Annotated in this window: 26 protein-coding genes; 6 read left to right on the top strand and 20 right to left on the bottom strand. The window is 63.0% G+C overall.

Going from position 1 to position 25,879, the window contains the following annotated elements; all coding sequences use genetic code 11:
• Window positions 1-253 precede the first annotated feature (253 nt).
• The 4 genes from CGK93_RS08370 to CGK93_RS08355 all read right to left on the bottom strand — a co-directional run bounded on the left by CGK93_RS08370 (window position 254) and on the right by CGK93_RS08355 (window position 6,048).
• A complete protein-coding gene (locus tag CGK93_RS08370; protein ID WP_089594428.1) occupies window positions 254-1,120 on the bottom strand; it encodes a trypsin-like serine peptidase in 867 nt (288 codons plus the stop codon).
• A 183-nt stretch (window positions 1,121-1,303) separates the two neighbouring features.
• Entirely contained in the window at window positions 1,304-3,847 is a 2,544-nt protein-coding gene (pheT, locus tag CGK93_RS08365) for a phenylalanine--tRNA ligase subunit beta (protein ID WP_089594427.1), read from the bottom strand.
• A gap of 2 nt (window positions 3,848-3,849) precedes the next feature.
• Window positions 3,850-4,911 (bottom strand): phenylalanine--tRNA ligase subunit alpha, encoded by a 1,062-nt coding sequence (pheS, locus tag CGK93_RS08360; protein ID WP_089594426.1) that lies wholly within the window; start codon window positions 4,909-4,911, stop codon window positions 3,850-3,852.
• Window positions 4,912-5,103: 192 nt separating this feature from the next.
• Window positions 5,104-6,048 carry an LppM family (lipo)protein gene (locus CGK93_RS08355; protein ID WP_089594425.1) on the bottom strand — a complete coding sequence of 315 codons (945 nt, stop codon included), beginning with the start codon at window positions 6,046-6,048 and terminating at the stop codon, window positions 5,104-5,106.
• Window positions 6,049-6,153: 105 nt separating this feature from the next.
• Between CGK93_RS08355 and CGK93_RS08350 the strand changes: the two genes are divergently transcribed.
• Window positions 6,154-6,603, top strand: coding sequence for a hypothetical protein (locus tag CGK93_RS08350; RefSeq protein WP_089594424.1), 450 nt, complete (start codon window positions 6,154-6,156; stop codon window positions 6,601-6,603).
• Complete coding sequence (locus tag CGK93_RS08345; RefSeq protein ID WP_089594423.1) at window positions 6,600-7,229, top strand: SIMPL domain-containing protein; 630 nt, start codon at window positions 6,600-6,602, stop codon at window positions 7,227-7,229. Before CGK93_RS08350 ends, CGK93_RS08345 begins: the two co-directional genes overlap by 4 nt.
• On the opposite strand, the gene pcp is transcribed toward CGK93_RS08345, so the two are convergent.
• Window positions 7,226-7,867: a pyroglutamyl-peptidase I gene (gene pcp / locus CGK93_RS08340; protein ID WP_089594422.1), complete on the bottom strand. Its 642-nt coding sequence runs from the start codon at window positions 7,865-7,867 to the stop codon at window positions 7,226-7,228. The genes CGK93_RS08345 and pcp overlap by 4 nt on opposite strands.
• A 92-nt stretch (window positions 7,868-7,959) precedes the next feature.
• On the opposite strand from pcp, the gene CGK93_RS08335 reads away from it, so the two are divergent.
• Window positions 7,960-9,045, top strand: coding sequence for an Rv2578c family radical SAM protein (locus CGK93_RS08335; RefSeq protein WP_089594421.1), 1,086 nt, complete (start codon window positions 7,960-7,962; stop codon window positions 9,043-9,045).
• Window positions 9,046-9,055: 10 nt separating this feature from the next.
• Here CGK93_RS08335 and CGK93_RS08330 read toward each other — a convergent pair whose 3' ends face one another.
• Window positions 9,056-9,490, bottom strand: a complete 435-nt coding sequence (locus CGK93_RS08330) for a (deoxy)nucleoside triphosphate pyrophosphohydrolase (RefSeq protein WP_089594420.1) — start codon at window positions 9,488-9,490, stop codon at window positions 9,056-9,058.
• A gap of 133 nt (window positions 9,491-9,623) precedes the next feature.
• On the opposite strand from CGK93_RS08330, the gene CGK93_RS08325 reads away from it, so the two are divergent.
• Window positions 9,624-10,832 carry an MFS transporter gene (locus tag CGK93_RS08325; protein ID WP_089594419.1) on the top strand — a complete coding sequence of 403 codons (1,209 nt, stop codon included), beginning with the start codon at window positions 9,624-9,626 and terminating at the stop codon, window positions 10,830-10,832.
• Between the two features lie 91 nt (window positions 10,833-10,923).
• Here CGK93_RS08325 and CGK93_RS08320 read toward each other — a convergent pair whose 3' ends face one another.
• The 4 genes from CGK93_RS08320 to infC form a co-directional block, all read right to left on the bottom strand.
• The gene (locus tag CGK93_RS08320; protein ID WP_089594418.1) at window positions 10,924-11,835 is read right to left on the bottom strand and encodes a TrmH family RNA methyltransferase; all 912 of its coding nucleotides are present in this window, start codon (window positions 11,833-11,835) and stop codon (window positions 10,924-10,926) included.
• A 26-nt stretch (window positions 11,836-11,861) separates the two neighbouring features.
• Window positions 11,862-12,536 carry a 50S ribosomal protein L20, sunset domain variant gene (gene rplT, locus CGK93_RS08315; RefSeq protein ID WP_089594417.1) on the bottom strand — a complete coding sequence of 225 codons (675 nt, stop codon included), beginning with the start codon at window positions 12,534-12,536 and terminating at the stop codon, window positions 11,862-11,864.
• A 119-nt stretch (window positions 12,537-12,655) separates the two neighbouring features.
• On the bottom strand, window positions 12,656-12,850 hold the full coding sequence (gene rpmI, locus CGK93_RS08310; protein ID WP_011774324.1) for a 50S ribosomal protein L35: 195 nt from the start codon (window positions 12,848-12,850) through the stop codon (window positions 12,656-12,658).
• 121 nt (window positions 12,851-12,971) lie between these two features.
• Entirely contained in the window at window positions 12,972-14,045 is a 1,074-nt protein-coding gene (infC, locus tag CGK93_RS08305; RefSeq protein ID WP_232481581.1) for a translation initiation factor IF-3, read from the bottom strand.
• Between the two features lie 393 nt (window positions 14,046-14,438).
• Between infC and CGK93_RS08300 the strand changes: the two genes are divergently transcribed.
• Window positions 14,439-14,840: a DUF1844 domain-containing protein gene (locus tag CGK93_RS08300; RefSeq protein ID WP_089597300.1), complete on the top strand. Its 402-nt coding sequence runs from the start codon at window positions 14,439-14,441 to the stop codon at window positions 14,838-14,840.
• An 81-nt stretch (window positions 14,841-14,921) separates the two neighbouring features.
• On the opposite strand, the gene CGK93_RS08295 is transcribed toward CGK93_RS08300, so the two are convergent.
• From CGK93_RS08295 to CGK93_RS08265, 8 genes are all read right to left on the bottom strand, one after another.
• Window positions 14,922-16,226, bottom strand: coding sequence for an MFS transporter (locus CGK93_RS08295; protein ID WP_089594415.1), 1,305 nt, complete (start codon window positions 16,224-16,226; stop codon window positions 14,922-14,924).
• 49 nt (window positions 16,227-16,275) lie between these two features.
• Window positions 16,276-17,196, bottom strand: coding sequence for an SseB family protein (locus tag CGK93_RS08290; RefSeq protein WP_089594414.1), 921 nt, complete (start codon window positions 17,194-17,196; stop codon window positions 16,276-16,278).
• Window positions 17,196-17,939, bottom strand: coding sequence for a bifunctional 1-(5-phosphoribosyl)-5-((5-phosphoribosylamino)methylideneamino)imidazole-4-carboxamide isomerase/phosphoribosylanthranilate isomerase PriA (priA, locus tag CGK93_RS08285; protein ID WP_089594413.1), 744 nt, complete (start codon window positions 17,937-17,939; stop codon window positions 17,196-17,198). Before priA ends, CGK93_RS08290 begins: the two co-directional genes overlap by 1 nt.
• A 46-nt stretch (window positions 17,940-17,985) precedes the next feature.
• Complete coding sequence (locus tag CGK93_RS23800; protein ID WP_198318392.1) at window positions 17,986-18,144, bottom strand: hypothetical protein; 159 nt, start codon at window positions 18,142-18,144, stop codon at window positions 17,986-17,988.
• Window positions 18,145-18,897, bottom strand: a complete 753-nt coding sequence (hisH, locus tag CGK93_RS08280; RefSeq protein WP_089594412.1) for an imidazole glycerol phosphate synthase subunit HisH — start codon at window positions 18,895-18,897, stop codon at window positions 18,145-18,147.
• On the bottom strand, window positions 18,894-19,520 hold the full coding sequence (gene hisB, locus CGK93_RS08275) for an imidazoleglycerol-phosphate dehydratase HisB (protein WP_089594411.1): 627 nt from the start codon (window positions 19,518-19,520) through the stop codon (window positions 18,894-18,896). Before hisB ends, hisH begins: the two co-directional genes overlap by 4 nt.
• A gap of 46 nt (window positions 19,521-19,566) precedes the next feature.
• On the bottom strand, window positions 19,567-20,685 hold the full coding sequence (locus CGK93_RS08270; RefSeq protein ID WP_089597298.1) for a histidinol-phosphate transaminase: 1,119 nt from the start codon (window positions 20,683-20,685) through the stop codon (window positions 19,567-19,569).
• Between the two features lie 78 nt (window positions 20,686-20,763).
• Window positions 20,764-21,123, bottom strand: a complete 360-nt coding sequence (locus tag CGK93_RS08265) for a LysM peptidoglycan-binding domain-containing protein (protein WP_089594410.1) — start codon at window positions 21,121-21,123, stop codon at window positions 20,764-20,766.
• A gap of 345 nt (window positions 21,124-21,468) precedes the next feature.
• Between CGK93_RS08265 and lexA the strand changes: the two genes are divergently transcribed.
• On the top strand, window positions 21,469-22,212 hold the full coding sequence (gene lexA / locus CGK93_RS08260; RefSeq protein WP_089594409.1) for a transcriptional repressor LexA: 744 nt from the start codon (window positions 21,469-21,471) through the stop codon (window positions 22,210-22,212).
• Here the strand turns inward: lexA and CGK93_RS08255 are convergent.
• Window positions 22,209-24,269, bottom strand: coding sequence for an ATP-dependent DNA helicase (locus CGK93_RS08255; RefSeq protein WP_089594408.1), 2,061 nt, complete (start codon window positions 24,267-24,269; stop codon window positions 22,209-22,211). The genes lexA and CGK93_RS08255 overlap by 4 nt on opposite strands.
• Complete coding sequence (gene hflX, locus CGK93_RS08250; protein WP_089594407.1) at window positions 24,262-25,824, bottom strand: GTPase HflX; 1,563 nt, start codon at window positions 25,822-25,824, stop codon at window positions 24,262-24,264. Before hflX ends, CGK93_RS08255 begins: the two co-directional genes overlap by 8 nt.
• Window positions 25,825-25,879: the final 55 nt, after the last annotated feature.

Below are 25,879 nucleotides of genomic sequence, written 5' to 3'. Positions count from 1 at the left end.
CATCAGATGGGTACGTAACATTCGGCCGGAGTACTTGCTACTAACAGGGGTGGGTCGCGCCTAGGCCAAGAACGTGGTCAGCCAAGGGAAGGTCGCCCCGCGGTCCAATCCACACACCCGTTACCCCATAGAGAACTTTGTCCCCTGCAAAATATTGCTTGTACTTGTCGGGCTCCTATCCGCCAAAGCACGCGTCCCCGCAGCCGGGATCACGCTGCGGGGAACACTGCCTCTTCGGATTAACTCAACCCTGCTATTTTACCGACGTCAGGTAGTTCGCCAGTGTGGGCGTGATGCGGGTGCCCGAGTTGGAGCTGCCGCCGTTGGTGTGGATGGCCATGATGGTGTTGGAGCTGTTGTAAACGGGGGCGCCGCTTTGGCCGCCGTACGTGTCCATCTTGTAGTAGACCTTCTCGGTGGTGGTGCTCTCAATGGGACCAGTCATGGACCACATGGTGCCGAACGCTTTATCCCCCGGGTAGCCACGGACCGTGGTGCTGGTGCCATTCAGACTTGCGGTGGTGCCGGTGTAATTGAGCCAGCCGGTGGTGTTGCCGATGGTGCAGTCGAGCTTAATGACGCCCCAGTCGGCGTTGGTGTTCGCCGAGTCTATCCAGCGCTGGTCCGTCAAGAGCTGCGTTGCGCCACACGTACCGTAAGGATCCGTCGATCCATTCCGACCAGGCGCCACTTTCACGCCCCAGGAGTAATCAGCCGCTGACCCGGTTCCGCCCTCGTGCACGCAGTGGCCCGCTGTCAGCACGGTGTCGTCGGAAATCAAGGCACCGGAGCAAATGTAGCCGCCGTTGAACTCGATCTGGACGATGGAGCGGTTCGGCGCCGCCGTGGTGTTGGTGATGCGGACGCGACCATCAGCGCCGATGACTGAGTCCGTGGAGGCGCCTCCGTTCTTGGATGGTGCGGCAATCGTGTACTTGTCGGCCAGCGGTGACGCAGCGGATCCCGAAACCTGCGACTTGTCCACGGTGTGCGATACAGGCTGGACCTCGGCGGCGGTTACTTGCGGCGTCGACTCTGACGCGACTGCGGCTCCACCAAGCGAGGACGTCAAAGCCATCACTGCAGCTCCAACAAGCAAAGCAACGTTCTGCTTCTTCATGGGTACCTTTCAAGGGACGGCTCAGAGAAGAGCCGTGCGAGGGATGTGATACACATGCTTCACATGTGCATGACAAAACTGTCATACATTCGTGAATAGTCTGTCAAGATGCTGGGAGCCCTATCTCAATAAAAAGAAATCCCGGAACCATCAGGTCCCGGGGATTTCTTTTTACAGAGGGTGCTAGCGCTGGACTGCTCCGAAGCGCTCGGCCGCAACTGCAACGGCTGCGGCGCGGGCTTCAGATGCCTCGTCCGCGGTCAGTGTGCGGTCGTTGGCACGGAAACGGAGACCGAAGGCCAGCGACTTCTTGCCTTCCTCGATCCCGGGGCCAACGTAGACGTCGAACAACGCGACGTCCTCGAGGAGTTCGCCGGCACCTTCGCGCAACGCCGAAAGAACCTGGTCTGCCGGCACGTCCTGAGGAACAACCAACGCAACGTCCTGAGTCGCCACGGGGAACCCGGAGATGTGCTTGGCCACGATGACATCAGCCGCGGCGTCGAACAGTGCTTCCACGTTGATCTCGAGCGCCACTGACCGTGCAGGCATGTCATGGGCGGCAAGAAGCTTCGGGTGAAGCTCACCTGCGTAACCAACAACATCCCCGTTGCGCAGCGCGAGCTCGGCTGCACGGCCCGGGTGGAATGCTTGGTGACTGCCCTGGCTGACTACCAGTTCAACACCCAGTACATCGGCCACGAGGCGGGCAACGTCCAAGGCGTCGGCCCAATCCCACGCACGCGGTGTGTGCGTGGCCGCGGCAGGAGAATCATGGCCGGTGAATACAGCGGCGATGTGCAGCGGCTGGTGGGGGACGCCGTCGTACAGCCCATCCAGAACCTCATCGGCAGGCTTGACGCCCAGCGGCGGAATGGAATCCGTGCCCAGCGATTCGCCCGGGAGGAACACCGAACCTGCTTCATAGAGAGCCAGGTCCCGGAAGCCGCGGGAGTGGTTGCGGCGGGCAACCTCGATCAGGCCCGGCAGGATGGACGTGCGGAGGAATCCTTGCTCCTCGCTGATCGGGTTCGCCAGCTTCAACGCCGGACGCGCCGCTCCTTCAGCAGCAACACCGAACGTGTCGTTGGCTGCCTTGGAAACGAACGGGTAGGTCAGCACCTCGGTGAGACCGGCATCAGCCAACGCCTGAACAACGCGGCGCTTCTGCTGCTGGCTGCGGCTCAGGCCACGGCCCGGAGGCGCCACGGGGAGGGTGGACGGGATGTTGTCGTATCCCACCAGGCGGGCGATTTCCTCGGCGAGGTCTTCCTTGGTTTCAAGGTCGTTGCGCCAGCTGGGAGCGGTCACCAGGTAGCCATTGGCGGTCTTCTCCACGATGGCCCCAAGGTCCACCAGCGAGGTGGTGATCTGCTCTTCAGTGAAGTCGATGCCGATACGGGCGGCGGCAAACTCTGCCGGCAGTTCGATGGTGACCGCGTCAGGAGCGGTTCCGACGTCGGTCCCGGCCTCATCCGCCGTGCCACCGGCGAGCTCCACCAGAAGATCCACCACACGCTGGGCGGCAATGTTGGCGACATGCCAATCAACCCCGCGCTCGAAGCGCTTGGAAGCCTCGGACGGCAGCTTGTGGCGGCGGCGGGAGCGGGCGATCGACACTTCGTCGAAGTGCGCGGCTTCCACCAGGATGTTCGTGGTGGAATCGGACACCTCAGTGTGGGCACCGCCCATGACACCGGCGATGCCGATGGCACCCGAATCGTCAGTGATCAGCAGGTCCTCGACGTCGAGCTTGCGCTCCTTGTCATCGAGGGTGGTGATCTTCTCCCCCGCCACGGCACGACGCACCACGATGTCGCCTGCGAGCTTGTCCAGGTCGTAGCAGTGGTTCGGTTGGCCGAGTTCCAGCATCACGTAGTTGGAGATATCAACCGGCAGCGAGATGGACCGGACGCCGGCCAAACGAAGTCGGGCGGACATCCATGGCGGCGTGGGACGCGAAGCATCCACACCACGTACCGTGCGGGCCACGAAGCGATCGCAGCCCGGCTTGCCGTAGATGGGAGCGTCGTCGTTGAGCTTGACGCCGTAGCCGCCCTGCAGGGTGGCCGGAGCCGAGACTTTCGACGCCGGATCCACGAAGGTGGTTCCGGTGGCGTGGGCGTACTCGCGCGCAACGCCACGGATGGAGAAGGCATAGCCACGGTCCGGGGTGACGTTGATTTCCGCTGCCTGATCGTACAGACCCAGAAGTTCCATCGCGTCGGTGCCGATCTCCGGGTCCAGACCGATGCGGGACAGAACAAGGATGCCGTCGTGGTCGTCGCCGATGCCCAGCTCACGGACGGAAGCGATCATGCCCGCAGACAGGTGACCGTAGGTCTTCCGGGCAGAGATCTGGAAGTTTCCGGGCAACACTGCACCAGGGAGGGTGACAACCACTTTGTCGCCCTCAACAAAGTTATGCGCGCCGCAGATGATGCCCTGCACGCCGGAAGGATCAATGCCCTTGCCGGTGAGCGTCTGCTCCTGTCCCTCGGGAACGACGCGGACCTGGCACCAGTTGATGGTCTTGCCGTTGGTTTGCGGTTCCTTGACCAGGCTCAGAACCTGGCCAACCACAACGGGGCCTGTGAGCTCGTCAGTGGGACGGTGGACCTCTTCTTCTTCAAAGCCAACCTTGACCAGGTCCGCCATGACGTCTTCGGCCGTAGCATCGGCCGGAACCTGCGCGAATTCACGCAGCCAGGAAAGTGGGATACGCACTGTTAGATCTCCATCCCGAAGTGCTCGCTGAAACGTACGTCGCCTTCGATCATGTCGCGCATATCGCCGACCTCGTTGCGGAACATGAGCGTGCGCTCGATGCCCATGCCGAAAGCAAAACCTGAATAGATGTCCGGATCGATCCCGGCTGCCCGGAGGACGTTGGGGTTGACCATGCCGCAGCCACCCCACTCGATCCAGCGGGGACCGCCCTTGGCACCCGGGTGCCAGATGTCCAGCTCAGCAGAAGGCTCAGTGAACGGGAAGTAGTTGGGGCGCAGGCGGATGGAGGCTTCATCGCCAAACATCTGGCGGGCGAAGTGCTCCAACGTGCCGCGCAGGTCCGCCATGCTCAAGTTCTTGTCGATCGCAAGGCCCTCGAACTGGTGGAAGACGGGCGTGTGCGTGGCATCGAGTTCGTCAGTACGGAAGACCTTGCCGGGGCACAAAACGTAGATGGGAACTTCACGTTCCAGCATGGAGCGAACCTGTACAGGCGACGTGTGCGTGCGCATGAGCAGGTGAGCCTCAGGAGGCTCCACGAAGAACGTGTCCTGCATTTCGCGGGCAGGGTGGTCCGGCTTGAAGTTCAAAGCATCGAAGTTGAACCACTCGGACTCAACCTCGGGCCCTTCGGCGATTTCCCAGCCCATGCCAACGAAGATGTCCGAGACGCGGTCCTGCAGGGTGGACAGCGGGTGGCGTGCACCTGCCCGGCGACGACGCGGAGCGGCCGTCACATCCACGGTTTCTTCCACCAGGATGCGGGCGTCGTTCTCTGCTTCGAGAACCTCGGTCCGGGCTGCGAGCGCCTGGTTGACGCGTCCGCGGGAGGACCCCATGAGCTTGCCGGCCGCAGCCTTATGCTCCTTGGCCAGCCCACCGATTTCACGGTTGGCCAGGCTCAGTGGCGACTTCTCGCCGGTGTGGGCGAGGCGGACAGCCTTGAGTTCTTCGAGGGAGGAAGCAGCCGAAATTGCGGCAATGGCGTCCTCGACGGCGGCGGTGATGGCGGCTTCATCCAGCGGATTCGGGATGGCAGCGCCTGGCAAAGTGTCAGTCATCTACTGTTCTTAGCTACGAGTAGGGATCGGCCGGCAAAGCAGGCCTGCAAAACGAAAGGGCAGTGCTTGCCGCGGACGGCACGCACTACCCTTCAGTCTAGTTGAACGTCACGCACGGGATTTAACCCACCAAGACGCGTCCCGCCATGTGAACAGCCCGACGGCGGAAGTCGCCATGAGTGCCCCCCGACCCTAGGCGGGCGGTGCCGGCGGCGGCGGTGGCGACTGTCCGTCGTCGTTCCGTTGGACGGGTGGCTGCTGCGTCGGGAACTGCGTCGGGAACTGCTGAGCAGGCGGCTGCGGGACCTGGGTCGGTGCCGCGGCCTGAGCCGGAGGCGCCCCCGGGGTGTAACCCTGCCCTGCCCAGTCCGCTTGAGGTGACTGCGTTGGCTGCTGGGGGTAGGCGTCCTGCTGAGGAGCATAGCCCGGCTGGCCGTACGGTGCAGCGCCTGCGAGCGCGGGCGTTTGCTGTGCGGACTTCCTGCGCAGCAGCACGAACACGAGCACCACCGCAGCGGCGATCACCAGCACGGCCACCAGGATCCAGATGATCCACATGGGTACGCCCGCATTGGCTTCAGCCTTGGCTTGAACCACTGACTCCTTCACGGACAGCATGTCGAACGTCGCAGTGTTCCCCTCCACAATGGCACCCTGAGCCTCAACCACCTTGCCTGGGAAGGTGAACTTGACGGAGGCTTCGTCGAACATGGACTTTGCCATGCTCGACGCCGACGGATTCCCGCTGTCGGCACCTGTCACGCCACCCATGGTGAGGACGTAGAAGTCACCTTCCTTCTTCAGCTGGAAGGGATTCTCGGAGCTGGAAGACTCTGCCAGCTTGGCAGGATCGAGATTGGCTGCGGTGATGCGCTTGCCTTTGTACTTCTCGTCCTCGTAGTCCACCACTGTGGAACCTTCGGGGATGTCCATTTCGCCGCCGCTGCCGTTCGACTCCATGAACTCGTCGAAGGTCTTATCCCCCAGGACGGATTTTTGGATGGCGTAGACAACTTCGTAGTCCACGCTCTTTTCGTTGTTGACCTTCACCGACATGTTGAGCTTGACGCAACCGGTCAAAGCCACCATCACCGCAATCAGGACACCGACGACGCCCATGGCGCGTTTCGTGTTCATTGGTCCTCTTCCCCCATAGTGGTTTCCCCTGCACCGGCGGGTGCCCGATCAGCGTAACCTTGCTGTCCGCGCGGTGCCATACACGGCGGGTCTAGCATTGGCCACATGACACCCGCGCACCGCTTACGGCAGCTGGCCAACGTCGTGAACCTGTCCACGCCGCTGGGACTGATGGTCGCCGTCGCGTCCCGAACCACGCTGTCCCGCGGGCCGCGCGGACTCCTGATCGCGGCTGGTTACGACTGGAAGCTCCCCCACGCGGGGGCCTTCACGCTGGGAAACGTCATTCTGTACCGCGCACCCCATGGAATCGCCGGCAGCAATGCCGTGCTGCTGGGGCATGAGGAGCGACACAGTACCCAGTACGCGTACTGTCTGGGCTTACCGTTCCTTGCCCTCTACGGCATCGCCGCCGGCTGGTCGATGCTCCGCAGCGGCAACCCGGCGTCGAACAACTTCTTTGAGCGCCAGGCCGGTCTCGCGGCGGGCGGATACATTGACACTGACCACCATCGGCAGGACGGACCTGTCGGCAAGGGAATCGAGGCCTCATGAAACGCACCATCACTGTAACGGGGACTGCGAGCGCCACAGCAGTTCCGGACCTGGTCACGTTGACGCTGGGTGTGGAAACGCGCCGGGACACTGCCGCCAAGGCCTACGACGACGCCGGGACGGCGGCCGGCGCTGTCGCGGCAAGTCTGCGGGAGGCCGGCGTCACGGACGTCGACCTGCGGACCAGCGGCCTGAACCTGCGGGCCGACCTCGTGTGGGTGGAAGGACAAGGCCAGAAGGTCACTGCGTATGTAGCGTCCACCACACTGCAGGTAGGAATTCGTTCACACGCGGATGCGCCGGCAGCCATCGCTGCCGCAGTGGCGGCCGGAGGCGACGACATCAGGATCAATGGGATCGACCAAGGCTTCGCCGATGCAAGCTCGGTGACCGCACAGGCGCAGGAAGCGGCATGGCTGGACGCACTGGCACGAGCCCAACAGTACGCATCGCTGGCTGCTGCGCGGCTGGGGCAGGTGAGATCCATTGCCCAGGAGCCCGTCCATGGCACCCCCATTCCCCTGGGCGGGATGGTCAGGGCATCTTTCTCCGCCGAATCTCTGCCCGTTGAAGCCGGAGAATCCTCCGTCACGGCCAGCGTCACCGTGGAATGGGAACTTCTTTAGTGGATGGCGCCGGCACTCAAGGCAGCGTCCATCCGCGTCTGTAGGGCCGTCCGTACCACGACGGCAAGACCCTCCGCCACGGATTCCAAGGGCATGGACGGGGTACCGCTTTCCGGGGAAACCTGTTCCGGGAGATATGGGATGTGCACGAAACCACCGCGGATGGTTGGGTTCGATGCGAGCAGATGCATCAACGCGTAGAAAAGGTGATTGCAGACGTAGGTTCCTGCCGACTGCGAGACCTCTCCCTTGATTCCAGCAATCTGGAGGTCCCGCAACGCGGCCTTGATGGGCAAGGTGGAGAAGTACGCCGCCGGGCCGCCGCGGACCACTTCCTGGTCCACAGGCTTCTGGCCCTTGTTATCGGGGATCCTTGCGTCATCGCAGTTGATGGCCACACGTTCCAGGGATATCCGTGCACGTCCGCCGGCCAAACCCACACAGATCACAAGGTCTGGATTGATGGCGTCCATTGCCTCGCGGAGTGTTGTGGCCGACTCGCCAAAAACGCACGGCAATTCCCGGGCTTCGACCGCCAGGCCTTCAGTCCGGAGGATGTCCCGCGCGCGGCGCACCGCATGCCAGGAAGGATTAACATCGTCCCGGCCGAACGGTTCGAAGCCAGTCAGCAGAATCATTGACCAACCTTAGCAACGCTTGGCCCTCGGCTTTGGGCTATTCGCTGCGAGGGTCCTTGACATTCATTCGAACATACCTTCGAATGGAGTTCATGAGATGGGACGCACAAGCACTGTCACCTAACCGTGGACCGGCGTCCGACGACGGCGGCTCTTCAGCTCCAGGCCCTGCCCCGGCCATGGATGCGTTGCTGCCGCTGGCCGGGCTGGTGCGTTCCATCTCGACACCCGAATTCTCCGGAGTCACCTTTCATGAGGTCACCGCAAAGTCAGTGCTCAACAAGGTGCCTTCGGGTTCTGCCATGCCGTTCGAATGGACGGTGAACCCTTACCGCGGCTGCAGTCACGCCTGCGTCTACTGCTTTGCCCGCAAGAGCCATACTTATCTGGAGTTCGACGCCGGGCGCGACTTCGATTCGCAAGTGGTGGTGAAGATCAATGCCGCCGAAGTGCTCCGGAGGGAACTCGCCAAACCCTCATGGGAACGGCACCAAGTCGCTTTGGGAACCAACACCGACCCCTACCAACGCGCCGAAGGCCGCTACGCCCTAATGCCCGGAATCATCCGTGCGCTGACGGACTCGGGCACACCCTTCTCCATCCTGACCAAGGGCACCCTGCTGGCGCGTGATATCCCCCTGCTCAAGCACGCTGCCACCATGGTGCCCGTGGACCTCGGAATCTCGCTCGCCATGACCAATGAAGATCTCGCCGAGCTGGTGGAACCCGGTACCCCCTCGCCCAGGGCCCGACTCAAACTGATTTCCCGGCTCCGGGATGCCGGACTGGGTTGCGGCGTCATGGCGATGCCCATCCTGCCGTGGCTCACTGACTCGGATGAGGCCCTCGATTCGTTGTTCAGCGAACTCGCCAAAGCCGGCGCCACGGGTGTCACCGCAGGAGCGCTGTACCTGAAGCCAGGAACGCGGGAGTGGTACATGCAGTGGCTGGCGGCCCAGCACCCCGAACTCGTCGGCAAGTACCGCCGCCTCTACGGCCAAGGCTACGTTTCCAAGGAATACAGCACCTGGCTGACCGGCCGTATCACCCATTTCAAAGCGAAATACGGCTACACCCGGACTTCAGGATTCAGCCACCGCAACGCCCGCCCGGCGCACGGGGCCGCTGCCCCTGAGGTGGGCGCCGGCACACTCCCTGGACAGCAGCCGCTCTTCTGAGCTGACCCTGCTATGCAGGGGCGACTACGCGGTCAAGCAGAGCCCGGACAATGGGGAAGTCCGCCGGGATCCAGGGAAGGCTAAGGGCTTCATCTTCACCAGTCAGTGAAACCCACCGCAGTTCATCGTGGTCTTCTAGCGGAGCGGGCTCACCAGCTGTCAGTTCCGCAAACCAGACCCGCATTGCGGCCCGTTCGTTGAGGACCCACCCTTCCGGTTGACCTGACTCCAACTCGCGTCCCAGCTGAACCTCAATGCCAAGCTCTTCGGCCAGTTCCCGGTGCAGGGCGGCCTCGGCAGTCTCGCCGGCCTCCACCTTGCCCCCTGGAAATTCCCACATACCGGCAAACTGCGGTGGTGCTGAGCGGCGCGCAGCAAGAAGGCGGGTGGGTGCTTCAAGGGAGTCGACGATCGCAGCGCCAACAACGTTTATCAGTGCAGTCACTCCCCCAGTCTAGGGGCGGCCGCTTGATGGGCATCGTCACATTCCTGCGTCAACGACAAGCCACGGGACTAAGCTTGTTATCGGATTTTCTCCGCATTCCCCAGCCCGCAAGGCACCCTCAAGAAACAGGTTTATGACTACCACCGTGTCCCCGTCCACCGCCGCGAAAGCAACACGGCGCCACCTTGGCCTGGCCATCCTGGCGTTGGCCATGGGCGGGTTCGCCATAGGTACCACCGAGTTCGCCATGATGGGCCTTCTGAAGGAAGTGGAGGAGGGACTCGGCATCAGCACACCTGAGGCAGGAAACCTGATCTCGGCCTACGCCCTTGGCGTGGTCATCGGCGCACCGATTTTCGCCGCCTTCGGGGCCAAGCTCCCCAAGAAGCACCTCGCCTTGGGACTCATGCTGTTTCTTTCACTGGCGAACCTGACGTCCTTCATCGCACCGGACTACGGCTTCATGCTGCTCTCCCGCTTCGCCTCGGGCCTTCCACATGGAGCCTTCTTCGGCGTGGCCGCCGTCATCGCCGCCGGACTCGTTGCTCCAACCAAGCGCGGGTGGGCAATCTCCATGGTGATGGCCGGCCTCACAGTTTCCAACGTTATCGGCGTGCCCTTGGCCACCTGGGTGGGACAAACCTTTGGCTGGCGGCTGCTCTTCATCATTGTTGGTGCCATCGGACTAGTGACCGTTGCCATGGTGTGGAAGTTCGTCCCCTTCGAAGCAGCCCACCCCGATGCCAGCATCCGTCGTGAACTTGGCGCCCTCAAGCGCCTGCAGGTGTGGCTGGCCCTGCTCATCGGCATCATCGGCTTCGGCGGGTTCTTCGCCGTCTACACTTACATCGCCCACACCATGACATCCGTGGCAGGAATCCCCGAGAGCCTCATTCCAGCTGTCGTGGCCCTCTATGGCCTCGGCATGGTGGTGGGCAACATCGTGGGCGGGCGAATCGCCGACAAATCCGTCATGGGCACCATCTACTGGGTCATGCCGGGCATCGCCGCAGCTCTGGTGGTCTACGCCATCGCAGCTCACTGGGCCTGGGCAGCGTTCGTCATGGCGTTCGTTGTGGGAGGCGTCGGGTCGATGCTGACCCCCGCATTGCAGACCCGCCTGCTGGACGCTGCCCCGGGAGCCGCATCCCTGGCGTCCTCGCTGAACCACTCGGCCCTGAATATCGCCAACGCCCTGGGAGCCTTCCTGGGCGGCACCGTGATCGCATGGGGCTGGGGTTACGTAGCACCCGCCCTTGTGGGCGCGGTACTGGCCATCCTGGGCCTGGGCGTGGCCCTGCTCAGCGGCCTGCTGGAACGCAAACGACCGCTTGCCAGCTGACCTCCGATGCCGTGCGGGTGCTGGAACCAGCACCCAGGAGAGTCGTCATCGGCCGATTTCGCACAACCTGCCGTACCCGGCGCCGCGCTGTTTACGCATTCCCCACTGTGGCGCCCTGCTGGGAGCGTGCACTGGCGTAGAGGCACACGGTGGCAGCTGTGCCCAGATTCAGGCTCTCAGCCGCCCCGTAGACGGGCACAGCCACGCGGTGGTCAGCGAGCGACAACTCGGCGTCTGACAAACCCTGCGCCTCGTTGCCGAACAGCCACGCTGTAGGCGCCTCAAGAGCGTACTCAGAGGCTACAGAACCGTTCCCGAGCCTCCGGGCAGCATTTTCGTCCTGGAGCTTGTCCAGGTTGACGGTCCCGTAGCCGTCCGCGGCCAGGACACCGATACCGAGATCCCTGCAGCGCTCCACGAGGTCCTCAACATCGGCTCCAAGCACCACTGGGAGATGGAACAGGGAACCTGCGGTGGATCGGACAGCTTTGGGATTGTAGATGTCCACGCTCGATCCCGTCAGGACCACGGCATCAGCACCGGCCGCATCAGCAGCGCGAAGGACCGTGCCGGCGTTGCCGGGGTCCCGTACCTGGCACATGACCGCGATCAGGCGCGGACCGGCGTCGAGCACTGATTCCAGGGTGACGTCCACAAAACTGCACACGGCCACAATCCCCTGCGGGTTGACCGTATCCGCCATGGCGGCCAGGACTTCGTCGCTTGCCAGCCGGAGCGGCATTCCCTGGGCGAGGTCTGCAAGTTCCGGAAGACGGTCCAGGCACGCTTCGCTGGCAAAAACTTCATGCACGACGGCGGGGCCTCCCGCCGCGGTGCGCTCACGGTGCAGGCTCAACGCCTCGCGTACCGCCTGCGGACCTTCCGCGAGGAAGCGTCCGCGTTTTAAACGCGCCGGGCGCCCGGCAAGCTTGGCGACATCCCTCACCCGATCAGCTCGGGGGTTGGTCATCGAAAAGTCTTGCGGGCGCCCGGTTTCGTTCATATAAAGAACTTTAGTGGCTGTTGCGACTAGTTCTTGATCTGCTGGCGGGCTTCGCCACCTGCAGGCTCAAAGCCGGCAGCCTTTGCAGCCTCAACGGTGGAGAACCAGTATTCAGCAGCGGTGGTGTTGTACCAGGTGGAACCCGGAACGTGGTACTTCTTGGACTCGGCGTTGCCCTTGATGGCGTAGCCTTCCGGAGCCTCGTCGCCATCAGCGGCAACTGCGCCATCGATGGCGGGCTTCTCGGAAACGACAGCCTTGACAGCCGTTGCCGTAGCGGCAGCCGGAGCAACCTTTGCAGCCTTCGGAGCAGCTACGGCCTTGGCAGCCGGAGCGGACGTGTCAGCCGGAAGTGCAGCCTTGGCAACGTTCACCAGAGCGGCGAAAGCGTTGGCGTCAGAGACAGCCAGCTCGGCCAGCATGCGGCGGTCAACCTCAACCTCAGCGGCCTTCAGGCCCTGGATGAGACGGTTGTAGGTGAGGCCGTTGGCGCGGGATGCAGCGTTGATGCGCTGGATCCAGAGGCGACGGAAGTCACCCTTCTTCTTACGGCGGTCACCGTAGCTGTACACAAACGAGTGCAGCAGCTGCTCTTTGGCCTTGCGGTACAGGCGCGAACGCTGACCGCGGTAACCCTTGGCGCGTTCGAGGACAACCCGGCGCTTCTTGTGGGCGTTTACCGCCCGCTTCACACGTGCCACGTGCGTACTCCTTCAGAAATCTTTATCCCAAGCTGCTACTGCCGGAATCCCGGCCGGCCTGAGAAGGCTTTTGGTGTAGTCGGCCGCTGCCGGATGGCAGCAACCAAAGAACTTGGAACTTAGACGCCGAGCATCTTCTTGATGACCTTGGCATCGCCCTTGAAGACGAGCTTGTCACCGGCGAGGCGACGGGTCAGCCTGGAGGACTTGTGCTCCAGGTAGTGACGGCGGTTGGCCTGCTGACGCTTCAGCTTGCCGGTACCGGTCAGCTTGAAGCGCTTCTTAGCACCGCTGTGGGTCTTCATCTTCGGCATGGGAACCGATCTCCTTACGTATCCACGGACAAGTCCGCGATTCTTTCGCGCAGCCGGCCTGCGAGGGCCGGCATGCTGGTTGCTTGCCGGTGGAGGCGGAGCCTCCGCGGCGTTGAACTAGTTAGTTGGTCTTGCGTGAAGCAGGCTTCGGCGCGGCTTTGGGGGCCGCGGGCCGAGCTGCCGGCTTGGGAGCTGCCGGCTTGGCCATGGGCTTCGGAGCCGCAGGAACCGCGGGCTTCGGAGCGGCCGGAACCACAGGCTTCGGCGTTTCGGCCGGGGCAGCCTTCGCCGCCGGAGCCTTTTCGGCCGGAGCAGCCTTCGTTGCCGGAGCCTTTTCAACCGGTGCAGCCTTTGCAGGTGCTGCCTTGGTCGGTTCAGCCTTGGGAGCCGGGGCTTCCTTGACTACAGGTGCTTCTTCGACAACAGGCGCCGGAGCTTCCTCTGCAACAGGAGCTTCCTCGACCGCCACTGCCTCTTCAACTACCGGGGCCTCTTCAACAACCGGAGCCTCTTCGGCAACGGCTGCTTCAACCTCGGGAGCCTCCACAGTTTCCTGCGTGGTCTCGTCTTGACCAGCCAGCAGGCCGGCCGGAAGAAGGTCACCCAAGGACTGCGTCAGGGGAGCCTGGTCACCAGTGGTGTCCACGTGTCCCGACGCCTTGGCCTCATTCTGGGCCTTGGCTTCTGCACGCTGGGCGGCACGGCGGGCTTCTGCCTTTGCTTCAGCCTTGTTCTTCAGCGGACCAATCACCATGACCATGTTGCGGCCATCAATGCGCGGGCTGGACTCAACGATGCCAACCTCGGCAACATCTTCAGCAAACTTCTGGAGCAGGCGGATGCCCATCTCCGGACGCTGCTGCTCACGACCGCGGAACTGGATCATGGCCTTGACCTTGTCACCGGCACCGAGGAAGCGAAGTGCGTGGCCGCGCTTGGTTTCGTAGTCGTGCTTGTCGATCTTGAGGCGGAAGCGAATTTCCTTCAGAACCGTGTTGGTTTGGTTCTTGCGGGCTTCGCGGGCCTTGACTGCAGCCTCGTACTTGTACTTGCCGAAGTCCATCAACTTGCAAACAGGAGGCTTAGCCTGCGGGGCAACTTCAACGAGATCGAGATCGGATTCGGCAGCAAGACGCAGGGCGTCCTCGATGCGGACAATTCCTACCTGTTCGCCGGCAGGGCCGACCAACCGCACCTCGGGGACGCGGATACGCTCATTGATTCTTGGCTCGCTAATGTTAAAGCTCCTGTGGTTGTGGTGATATCACCGGCAAATAGAGAAGGCCCCCAATTGCTGGTGCAATCGAAGGCCTCGAAGATCGGCTGCACTCCCCTTACGGGAAGTACGCACTATGGGTGACTGTGCCACCCACGTGTCCGACCAGGTACCCGGCAACCTCTTGTCCCGAAAGGGATCATGTCCCTGAAGGGAAACGGCTGACGCGGGTGGGAGAGAACTCCGCTTGCAAACTGAAAGACAATTCTACAGAAACAACCCGCCAAGCGCACATTGCACGAGGCGGGAGCATTACTGCTGATGTTGGCCGTGAATAACGACTTCCAGTCGGTCTGTGACAAGCTTACCAGTATGAGCACTGAAGACAGCAATTCCCGCAACTCCTACAGCGAAAACGCGGCTTCCCCTGCCGCTGATGCCGGGGTTTCCCAGCAGATCCGCGACATCGCTGAAGTTCCGGCCGTAGAAGTCATCACCACTGGCGCCGTTCACTTGATGAGCGCAGCTGCCGTGAAGGTAGGCCTGGCGGATGACCCCAACGCCGAGGACCTCAAGGATCTCGACGAAGCCCGCAAGCTGATCACAGCCCTTGCCGGCCTTGTTTCCGCAGCTGCCCCGGAAATCGGCTCACAGCACGCCGGCCCGTTGCGCGATGGGCTTCGCTCACTGCAGTTGGCCTTCCGCGAGGCATCGCTGATTCCCGACGCCCCGGGCAAGGGCCCCGGCGAAAAGTTCACCGGTCCGGTGAACTAGCCGGCAACTGCCACAGGTTTCAACGACGGCGGGTCGACCACATGTGGTCGACCCGCCGTCGTGCTTCTTCCGCTTGGCGTGTCAGACGCGGGCCGCGCGTCGACGCAAGGAAGTCAGGACCAGGCCTGCAATACAGAGCACAACGCCTGCCGAACCGATGGCCGCGAATCCAGCTGAAGGGCCCACGGCGTCGATGAAAACGCCGGCCAAAGGGGCGCCCAGCGCAACGCCGGCCGTCAGGGCAGAGCCGTACCAGCCCATTGCTTCGCCGCGGCGTTCCTCGTCCACGAGGTCGGCGACCTTCTCCGACGACGCGGACAGGACGGGTGCGCACAACAAGCCCGGCAGGAGTGACAGGAAAGCCAGGGTCCAGGTGTCCTGGGCAAATCCCATGGGGATGGTCAGGGCGGCCATGCCCAGCAGCAGCAACATGGGCGAAATGGAGCGCTTCATGGACCCGTAGATCAGTCCGCCGACCACGGATGAGGCGCACCAGAAGAAGAACACGATGCCAATTTCATTCTCGTGCCCGCCACGCTCCAGCAACCCGACAATGCTCACATCCGAGCCGCTGAGCACCATACCTGAACCGGCCGCCACCGTGAAGAGGGCAGCCACGGATGCAGTGAACCACGTGAAATTCCTGGCGACGCGGCTTCGGAGGGCTGCACTGCGCGACGTTGAGGGCGCCATTTCCGATGCCGCTTCCTGGACATGGGCCGGCGCCGAGGCCACCATGGCCGCTTCAGCGGCAGCGAGATCCGCTGCGGCCCGGTCCGCGGACTCCTCCGGCGTGCAGGCCGCTTCGCTTCGCGTTGGCGGGTTGAACCACATGAGGAAGAGTCCAGCCACGGAGACCGAGATACCTACCGCAGTCAGGCCTATCGCCGAGTGACCGCTTGTGGCAACAATGGCGCCAACGGCCGGACCTATCATGAAGACGAGTTCAGTTGCGATGGAATCGAGGGCGAACGCAGACCGGCGCTGTTCCCCCTCCACCATGACGCCCAGTGACTGACGTACAACACTGAAGATCGGCAAGGTGAAGAGCCCGCCGACAAAGACCAACGGCAGAAGCCACTCATAAGATACGTGCGGGACGATCGACCAGATCACGGTCTCGGAGACCACCGACGGGATCAGGGCCTTCCTCAGGCCCACCATATCCACCCTGCGGCCCCGCCACGGCGCGCCCAAGGCGATGCCAATGGTCATCACGGCCGCTGCTGCCCCTGCGGCTGCGTAGCCCTGGCCCAAGGTCAGGACGATATGCAGGGTGAGGAGAACGCCGGCCGCAGAATGCGGAATACGGGCGATCATGCCCACCACCAGCAAGCGCCGGACAGGGCGGATGGACAGCATCTCCTTGTAGAGAGCGAAATTCACTGGCTAAATCCTCTTGTTCCCCCGGGGCAGACCGGGGAACCGGCTGCCATTAGTGCGTCCCAGGCTCCTGCGCCGCACGCTGCAATTTCACTTCAATGGAGTCAACACCCTCAGCGAAGGAATCCATCCGCGCCCACGCCTCATTGAGTTGCGCCACCAGCGTTTGCACGGCCACAGCGTCGAGGCCATCTTCGAGGAAGAGCACCACCCGCAACTCGGGACCCGAACCACCGCCGGACACCGTCCGTCCGTCAGCCGTCAACGACGCAACGCCTGCGCCGGGCTGCGTCTCCAGCCGCCGCACGGTCCGGAAAGCTGACACGGTTGAAGCGAGAGCAGACTCCAGTTGATCATCAAGGTATGACGGCGTCCAGTCCCGCTGTTGGGCGAGGGCCCACATGGCCGGGCGTCGGACCACGAACGTGAAGTCCGATCCTGGATCCAACACCAGCAACTGCGCACCCTCGGAGACCGCGGAAAGAGCAGCGCGGGCAGCATAAACCGCCACGGGACGGGCTTCCCCATGCCAAGCCTCCAGCGCAGCCGCCGAAGTAAAGACAGGCATGGCTTTGCGCCCATCGGGCGCTTGGAGTGTGACCAAAGCCATATCCGCCTGCTTGTCGGCATGCAGTCCGTCAACGCCAAGGGCTTCCTCTGCCAACTGCGCAACAACGGGAACAAACACCCGCGCAGTAGCCAGCGAGGCGACAACATGGGCCTCGGTTCCGGTGCCGTTGATCAACGCGGCAATCGCGGTGACGTAGCCGGCGTCGGCTGTTCCGTCGTCGTCCTCAAAGTTATGGATCCTGGCGTCGTCCCCACTGAGGCTCCTGCCTGCCCACGGTTGCCCGGCAGAGTCAGTCGCTCCCCCGGCCCCGGCCAGGGCGGCAGCAATGTGGCCCGGCAAGTGCCGGCTGCCCGCACCGGGGTGGCCTTGGTGACCGTGCGGGTGTTCGGCGTCGTGGGGCATCAGCGACGACCGGCAACGTCCAGGGCTTCGGGCAGCGTGAAGGCACCGGCATAGAGTGCCTTGCCCACAATCGCACCCTCTACGCCCAGCGGCACGAGTTCACGCAGGACGCGGAGGTCCTCGAGGCTGGAAATGCCTCCCGAGGCGACAACAGGCTTTCCGGTCTTCTCCACCATCTGCCGCAGCAGTTCCACGTTGGGCCCTTGCAGGGTTCCGTCCTTGGTGACGTCCGTGACGACGTAGCGCGCGCAACCGGCATCCTCAAGGCGGGCCAGGACCTCCCAAAGGTCGCCGCCTTCCTTGGTCCAGCCCCGCCCGGCAAGGGTGGTACCCCGGACATCAAGTCCGACGGCGATCTTGTCACCGAAGCGGTCAATGGCCCTGCGGGTCCACTCGGGGTTCTCCAGCGCTGCCGTGCCAAGATTCACCCGCGCGACACCCAGTTCCAGGGCACGCTCCAACGATTCGTCATCGCGCAAGCCACCGGACAGCTCTACCTTGACGTTCAGTTGCTTCACTACCTCATTGATGAGGTCGGCATTGTTGCCGCGCCCGAATGCGGCGTCGAGGTCCACCATATGAACCCATTCAGCACCGGCATTCTGCCAGTTCAAGGCTGCTTCCAGAGGCGTTCCGTAGCTGGTCTCCGAGCCGGCCTCTCCTTGGAGGAGGCGGACTGCCTGGCCGTCAACGATATCGACGGCGGGCAGGAGTTCCAGAACGGGCTGGGCAGAGGTGGTCATGTGGGTCCTTGAGTTCGAGGTTTGACGCGGGTGTTTGGTGACCGGCTCAGTTACCGGGCAGCGTCAGGAGGTAGGCGGCCAGCAGGGACAACCCTGCCAGCACGTAGAAAGAGATCGAAACCCAGCGGGGCTTCTTCTGCTGATGGAAGGAAATACCGCCGCCCACCAGCACGCCGGCAAGGCCCATAAGAACAACAGACCACATCTAGGCGGCACCGCTTCCGGAGGTTTCGGCTGCTGGAGTGGTGGTCTTCTTCAGGCCGTCCACCCAGTTCCGCAACAGGCGCGCCCCGGCGTCCCCCGACTTTTCCGGGTGGAACTGGGTAGCGCACAGCGGGCCATTTTCCACGGCGGCGATGAACCGTGCGCCGTGCTCGGACCACGTCACCTGCGGCGGGGCCATGCGGGGCTGCACAACATCGAAGTTCCATTCCTGCACACCGTACGAGTGCACAAAATAGAAACGCTCCTTCTCGACGCCGGCAAAAAGCTTGGAGCCTTCCGGGACGTCCACGGTGTTCCACCCCATGTGCGGGACAACGGGAGCGGGCAGGAGCTCCACCTTGCCGGGCCACTCGGCCATGCCTTCGGACTCGGTGCCGTGTTCCACACCGGCTTCAAACAGGACCTGCAAGCCGACGCAAATGGCCAGCACGGGCCGGCCGCCGGCAACGCGGCGTCCGATCATCCGGATGGCATCAACGGCCTTGAGTTCCTTCATGACGGTCTCGAAAGCACCGACGCCGGGAACCACCAGTCCGTCGGCATTGAGTACGTCCTCAGGCTTGGAGCTCAGCACTACATGGGCGCCGGCACGCTCCAGTGCCCTGACAGCCGAACGTACGTTGCCCGAACCATAGTCGAGCACCGTGACGGTGGGCTTGCCTTCCGGGGACTCGGGCTTGACCGAAGCGATGGTGTCGGCCACTGCCCCGTCCTTCAGGACCTGACCGCTCACAATGCCCCCTTGGTGGAGGGGATGCCCTCGACCCTGGGATCGGATTCCACTGCAGCACGGAGTGCCCGGGCAAAGGCTTTGAACTGGGCCTCCACGATGTGGTGGGGATCGCGGCCGGCGAGAACGTTCATGTGGAGGCAAATCCCGGCGTGCAGGGTGATGGCCTCAAAAACGTGGCGGGTCAACGAACCAGTGAAGTGACCACCAATCAAGTGGTACTCCTGGCCGGCCGGCTCTCCGCCGTGAACCAGGTACGGGCGGCCGGAAACATCCACCACAGCGTGGGCGAGGGCCTCATCCAAAGGAACAGTCGCTTCGCCGAAGCGGCGGATGCCTGCCTTGTTACCCAAAGCGGTGCGCAGCACCTCGCCAAAAGTGATGGCAACATCTTCAACGGTGTGGTGGGCGTCGATGTGGGTATCGCCGGTGGCCTTCACCGTCATGTCAATCAACGAGTGCTTGCAGAGCGCCGTCAGCATGTGGTCGTAGAACGGAACCGAGGTGCTGATGTCCGAGACACCTGATCCGTCCAGGTTGATCTCCACCAGGACGGAGGATTCGCTGGTGGTGCGCTCCATGCGCGCGGTGCGGGCAGCGGACGGCGTGGCGCCGGTTTCGCTCATTGGGACGTCCTTATACACGAAGAGTGGGTTGGGTCTATGGACAAGTTTAGGCGGGCCGTGACGCCCGGCCGTCCAGCAGCGCTTCCAGCGCCTCGAGGAAGGCCGTGGTTTCCGGTTCGGTTCCCGCAGTGACCCTGAGGTGGCCCGGAATCCCGACATCGCGGATCAGCACGCCGGCGTCAAGCAGGCCCTGCCAGATCGCATGAGGATCCTTGAGTCCGCCGAAGAAGACATAGTTGGAGTCCGATTCCGCAGGTTTCAGGCCCATGCGAAGGAGCTCGGTCACAATGCGGTCGCGCTGGACCTTGATGTCCTCGACGTCTGCCATGAGGGCTTCCCGGTGGCTGAGCGCAGCCAGGGCGGTTGCCTGGGTAACAGCCGACAGGTGGTAAGGGAGGCGGACCAGACGAATGGCATCCGTGACCTCGGGAGCTGCAGCCATGTAGCCCAGCCGGGCACCGGCGAGGGCAAAAGCCTTGCTCATGGTGCGGGAAACGATCAGACGCTCGCGCCCCGGCAACAAGGTCAGGGCGCTCGGGGTATTGTCGTGCGCGAACTCGTGGTAAGCCTCGTCCACGATCACTATGGCCTGGCTGGCTTCGCCTGCCTCATAAACAGCCTCAACGACGTCCAGCCCCAGACCTGTTCCCGTGGGATTGTTGGGCGAACACAGGAACACGATGTTGGCACGTGCTTCGCGAACCTGCGCAGCAGCGGAGGCAGCGTCCAAGCCGTAGTCGTCAGCCCTGACTCCGCGGACGTATTCCGTGTCCGTGCCACTGGCCAGCAAGGGGTACATGGAGTACGTAGGCGGGAATCCCAGTGCTTTCCGGCCGGGTCCGCCAAATGCTTGGAGGATCTGCTGCAGAACCTCATTTGAGCCATTGGCTGCCCAGATGTTGTCCGGGGTGAGATTGTGTCCAAGGTACTCGGCCAGAGCTTCACGAAGTTCGGTGAACTCCCGGTCCGGATAACGGTTCAGTCCTGTGGCCGCAGCAGCAACGGCTTCCGTGATGGCTGCCTGCACATCAGCCGGTACACCATGGGTGTTTTCGTTGACATTGAGCAAAATGGGGACATCAAGCTGCGGAGCGCCGTAAGGGCTCAGTCCACGCAGGTTGGTCCGGAGGGGTAGTCGGTTTAGTCGCTCAAGCTGGTCACTCACCACCACAGTTTAAGGGGCTGCCGGGAATGCCGACTAACTGTGACGCCCGGCGGCCGGCTCACGCGGGGATGCAACGTACTAATTTGCGGGCACGAAAAGCTGCTGACCGGGCTGGATGCGGCCGCCACGGAGGTCATTGAGCTGGATGATCTCAGTAATGACATCGCGCGGATCCCGCTCAGGAGCAGCGGCTCCGGCGATGCCCCACAGCGACTGTCCCGGCTGAACCGTAACAGTGACAGCGACGGGCGGCTGGAGCTGCGACTGGGAATCCGAGGCCTTGGCCGGTGACGTGATAAATCCAGCCAGGCTCAGCAGTGCCGCCACCAGCAGCATGGCCGGGATGCCGAAGAAGACCATCCGTCCCCGTCGGGTCAGGCGCAGACGCGCAGGCGCCTGGGTGGTGCGGAAATCAGCGAACGTAGTGATTGCGGACATGAGCTGAGCCCTTCTGAGCTATTGCCGTGCGCCGGAACCCGGTACATGGCTGCCAATTCTTTGCGTTCCCCCGCCCAACTCCGTCAGTTCGAACACTTCGTTCGAACATCCGGAGTCAGCGTCAGGTTTATAGAACACATATTCGAACCTTGCTATGACATTTTTAGCACTTATCAACGAACGGTGTCGAGACTCGCTAGAACAAATGTTTGATAAACGCCTGTGGCTGCCCTACGTTTGAGTGAAGAAACAGCACTGTTTCAGTGGAACAGGAGGGTCTGACATTTTTTGCAGACCCGACAACCCCGGGCACACTCCGGGCGGAATGGAAAGGCATTGGCGAACATGGCAGCGAAAGCCACCGGCGGCGGGGCACCCCTGCGGAGCCAGCAGCCTCAAAAGAGTCCCAAGAGCCTGACTGTCCGTCAGAAGAAGATTCTGGAAACCATCCAGCGGTCCGTCAATGACAACGGTTATCCGCCCAGCATGCGTGAAATTGGTGACACCGTGGGCCTGGCCAGCCTGTCGAGCGTCACGCACCAGCTCTCCCAGCTGGAGAAGCTTGGATATCTCCGCCGAGATCCCAAACGCCCCCGGGCCATGGAAGTCCTCATGCCTTTGACCCTCGATGGCGGACCCATTCCAGGAGTGGAAGCACCCACCACCCTCCGCAGCACGGGCGGCTTTGCCGTGACCGAGCTTGCCAGCGCCAGCGATACTGCCATGGTCCCGCTGGTTGGTCGGATCGCTGCCGGCGGCCCCATCCTTGCTGACCAGACAGTGGAGGACGTGCTTGCCCTGCCCCGGCAACTCGTAGGACACGGCGAGCTCTTCATGCTGAAAGTAGCCGGCGACTCGATGATCGATGCCGCGATCTGCGACGGCGACTGGGTAGTAGTCCGCAGGCAGAACGACGCCATCAACGGCGACATCGTTGCCGCCCTGCTGGACGACGAAGCAACCGTCAAGACCTTCCGCCAGCGCGACGGGCACACCTGGCTTCTTCCGCAGAACACCCAGTACGAACCCATCCTCGGCGACCAAGCCACCATCATGGGCAAGGTCGTGTCGGTCCTGCGTTCCCTCTAGGAGGCTTTGGCCGGGCCCAGGCGCTCCAGCACGCCCCGCACCACGGTTCTGTCCGTCGTCGCCCAGAACGGCGGCAGGGCTGCCCTGAGGAAGCCCCCGTAGCGTTCTGTTGAGAGCCTGGAGTCAAGGACCGCCACAACTCCTTTGTCTCCGGTGGAACGGATGAGCCGGCCGGCCCCTTGGGCCAGACGAATGGCAGCGTGCGTTGCCGATACAGCCATGAACCCGTTCCCACCCGACTGTGCCACGGCACGCGAACGGGCAGTCATCAACGGGTCATCCGGACGCGGGAACGGGATTCGGTCTATGACCACAAGGCGGCACGAACCACCGGGGACATCCACACCCTGCCATAGCGACATCGTGCCGAAGAGGCAGGTGTCGGGCTCGTCAGCGAACTGCTTTACCAGTGCTGCCATGGTGGATTCACCCTGGCAGAGGATACTGACGTCGAGTCGAAGTCTCATGGCATCGGCGGCTTCCTCAGCCGCTCGCCGCGAGGAGAAGAGACACAGCGCTCCCCCACCGGAAGCGCGGATGAGGTCTTCCAACTCGTCCAGGGCCTCGGGTGAGGTTCCACGTCCAGGCTTTGGCAAGTGCTTGGCCACGTAGAGGACACCTTGCTTGGGGTAGTCGAAGGGCGAGCCGACATCGATCCCGGTCCAGCTTGGTGCTCCGTCGCCAATCAGTCCAAGGCCCCCTGCGGCCGGTTCGAAAGCCGAACCGATGGCCAGAGTGGCGGAAGTCAGCACCACTGTGTGACCGGCAAAGAGACCTTCACGCAGGCGTCCCGCCACACTCAGGGGTGCGATGTTGATCAGGGCCGGAGCGGTCTCGTCGGGCTGCGAGTATCCCTGCTGGGGATCGAAAGTGCTGTTGCGGGAAAACCACACGACTTCCCGGTTCTCCTTGGCCGCGAGCATCCGCTCACACAGCTCCAGTATGAGCATGAGCCGTGAGCGCGCCAGTTGCCTGCCGCCGTCGACCGCGTTGGAAGAATCCGTCTTCGAATCCGACAATGCTGCGCGTGTGGCTTCCCTCAGTTGGTCCAGACAGTCGAGCTGTTCGTCATTGAGCCCGCTGGGCAGGAGCCCGTTGGGCACTCCCGCTATAGCCATATCCAAACGATCGGCCGCAGCATTGAGGGCATCCACGGTGATGGCGGTGTGCTTGCGCGCGCTGGACGCCGCCGCGTGGACCATGGCAACGGACAACTGGCCTGACACCGCGCCCGTCACCCGGTCCTGCAGTTCGTGGGCCTCATCGACTACCACGACGTCGTATTCGGGCAGCACAGCCAGCCCTTCGAAGGCGCTGACGGCCAGCATGGCGTGGTTGGTGACTACGACGTCGGCCTCGCCAGCGCGGGACCGCGCCAACTCACTGAAGCACTCCTCGGCGAGGGGACACTTCTGCGCGCCGAGGCACTCCATGGACGTCACGGAGACTTGCCGCCATGCCCGGTCCGTGACGCCGGGCATGAGTTCGTCACGGTCGCCGGTGGTGGTCTTTTCGGCCCATTCGCGAAGCCGGACCACTTCCTTGCCCAGCTGTGATTGCGGTCCCCCCATGGACGCAGCAAAGTGCGGGACACTGGTGTCCTCGCCCAGCGAAAACAGCTGTCCCTCGGATGGTTCCTCACTGGGGAACCCGCCTTCGAGTTTTTGCCGGCAGACGTAGTTGGCCCTGCCCTTGACGAGCGCCACGTTAACGGGGCGTTCAAGGGCCGGGTTAATGGTCTCCAGCAGCCGGGGAAGGTCCCGGCCAACAATCTGCGTTTGGAGTGCCAAGGTGGCGGTGGACACCAAAGTCGGTTTGTCGCTGTCCATCGAATGCGCGATCAACGGAATCAGGTACGCCAAGGACTTCCCTGTTCCCGTTCCCGCCTGGACCAGCAGGTGCTCCCCGGTTTCGATGGCCCTGGTGACATGCTTGGCCATCTCGTGCTGGCCGGCACGGCTTTGACCGCCCATGCCGGCAACAGCCCGGTCCAACAACTCGAGCGTGGTCTTCTCCCCCAACGACTCGACGGCGTCCGCCGCCACCTTCTCAACCATTGGTGACGAACGGCTCCAGTTCGGCTGCCAGTCCCTCGCGGACCATGACAACAACGCGGGTTCCGTTTTCCTCGTGCTCGAGGGTGAGGATTTCCGAGTCGGAGCTGTGCAGTTTGCTGATCATTTCACCACGGTCGTATGGAATGAGCAGCTCCAGGCGTACGCCCGGCCGGGGAATGGACTGGCTGATGTCTTCCAACAGCTCTGCAATGCCCTGGCCCGTACGAGTGGAGACTACCGCGTGGCGGGGTTCCTTCTGCTTAAGGCGTTCCACCACGAAGGGGTCTGCGACATCAACCTTGTTCAGGACGATGATCTCGGGCACCTTGCGGGCATCCACCTCTGTGAAGACAGCCCGGACAGCAGCGATCTGGCCTTCAGGATCAGGATGCGAGGCGTCCACTACGTGCAGGATCAGGTCTGCATCCGCCACCTCCTCCAACGTGGAGCGGAACGCCTCAATCAGCTGGGTCGGCAGCGAACGGACAAACCCCACAGTGTCCGCCAACGTGTAGCCGATGCCATCCGGAGTCTGGGCTTTACGAACGGTGGGATCCAGGGTGGCGAACAGGGCGTTCTCCACCAGCACACCAGCATCAGTGAGGCGGTTCAGGAGCGAAGACTTGCCGGCGTTCGTGTATCCGGCGATCGCGACGGAAGGAACGGCATTACGACGGCGGTTGGCGCGCTTGGTCTCGCGGGCCGGCTTCATCGCGGCGATTTCACGACGAAGCTTGGCCATCCGTGTGCGGATGCGACGGCGATCCAGTTCGATCTTGGTTTCACCCGGACCACGCGAGCCCATGCCTGCACCTGCTCCACCCACCTGGCCACCGGCCTGGCGGGACATGGAGTCACCCCAACCACGGAGGCGCGGAAGCAGGTACTCCAGCTGGGCAAGCTCAACCTGGGCTTTGCCTTCACGGCTCTTGGCATGCTGGGCGAAGATGTCCAGGATCAGCGTGGTGCGGTCCACTACCTTGACCTTGACAATGTCCTCAAGGCCACGGCGTTGGGAAGGAGCCAGCTCGGTGTCCACCACTACGGTGTCCGCACCGGTGGCGGCAACGATGTCCTTGAGCTCTTGGGCCTTGCCCGACCCCAGGAAGGTCCCCGGGTCCGGCTTCGTTCGCCGCTGCACCAAACCGTCAAGGACTTCCGAACCGGCAGTCTCTGCCAGGGCAGCGAGCTCGCGGAGCGAATTTTCGGCGTCGACCAGTGTCCCTTCGGTCCAGAGGCCGGCCAGGACAACGCGCTCAAGGCGCAGCTGCCGGTATTCGACCTCGGTGACGTCTTCGAGTTCCGTGGACAAGCCAGCGGTGCGGCGCAGCGCACGGCGTTCGGCCAGGTCTTCCTGGTCGCCGTCGTAGATGCTGTGTTCCTGGTCAAGTGTGGAAATGGCCTGCGCCTTGCCGAACACGCCACCGGCATCGTCGTCATCGGATGCCTGGGCAGGTACATCCTTGGAAAGAATCCGGTCGATGACGGCCTGGATTTGTTCAGGACTCATGTCCTGGGCGTCGGAATCGGATCCGGAGTGCTTCTGGGTGGTCATGGTCTCCTTAGACTGTTCGGCTATTCCAGAATAGTGCTGTTTGCTGTTCGATGGG

Source organism: Arthrobacter sp. YN (assembly GCF_002224285.1).
Taxonomy (GTDB): Bacteria; Actinomycetota; Actinomycetes; order Actinomycetales; family Micrococcaceae; genus Arthrobacter.
Note: the sequence above shows the minus strand (reverse complement) of the source record. Positions and strands in the feature narration are given on the sequence as shown.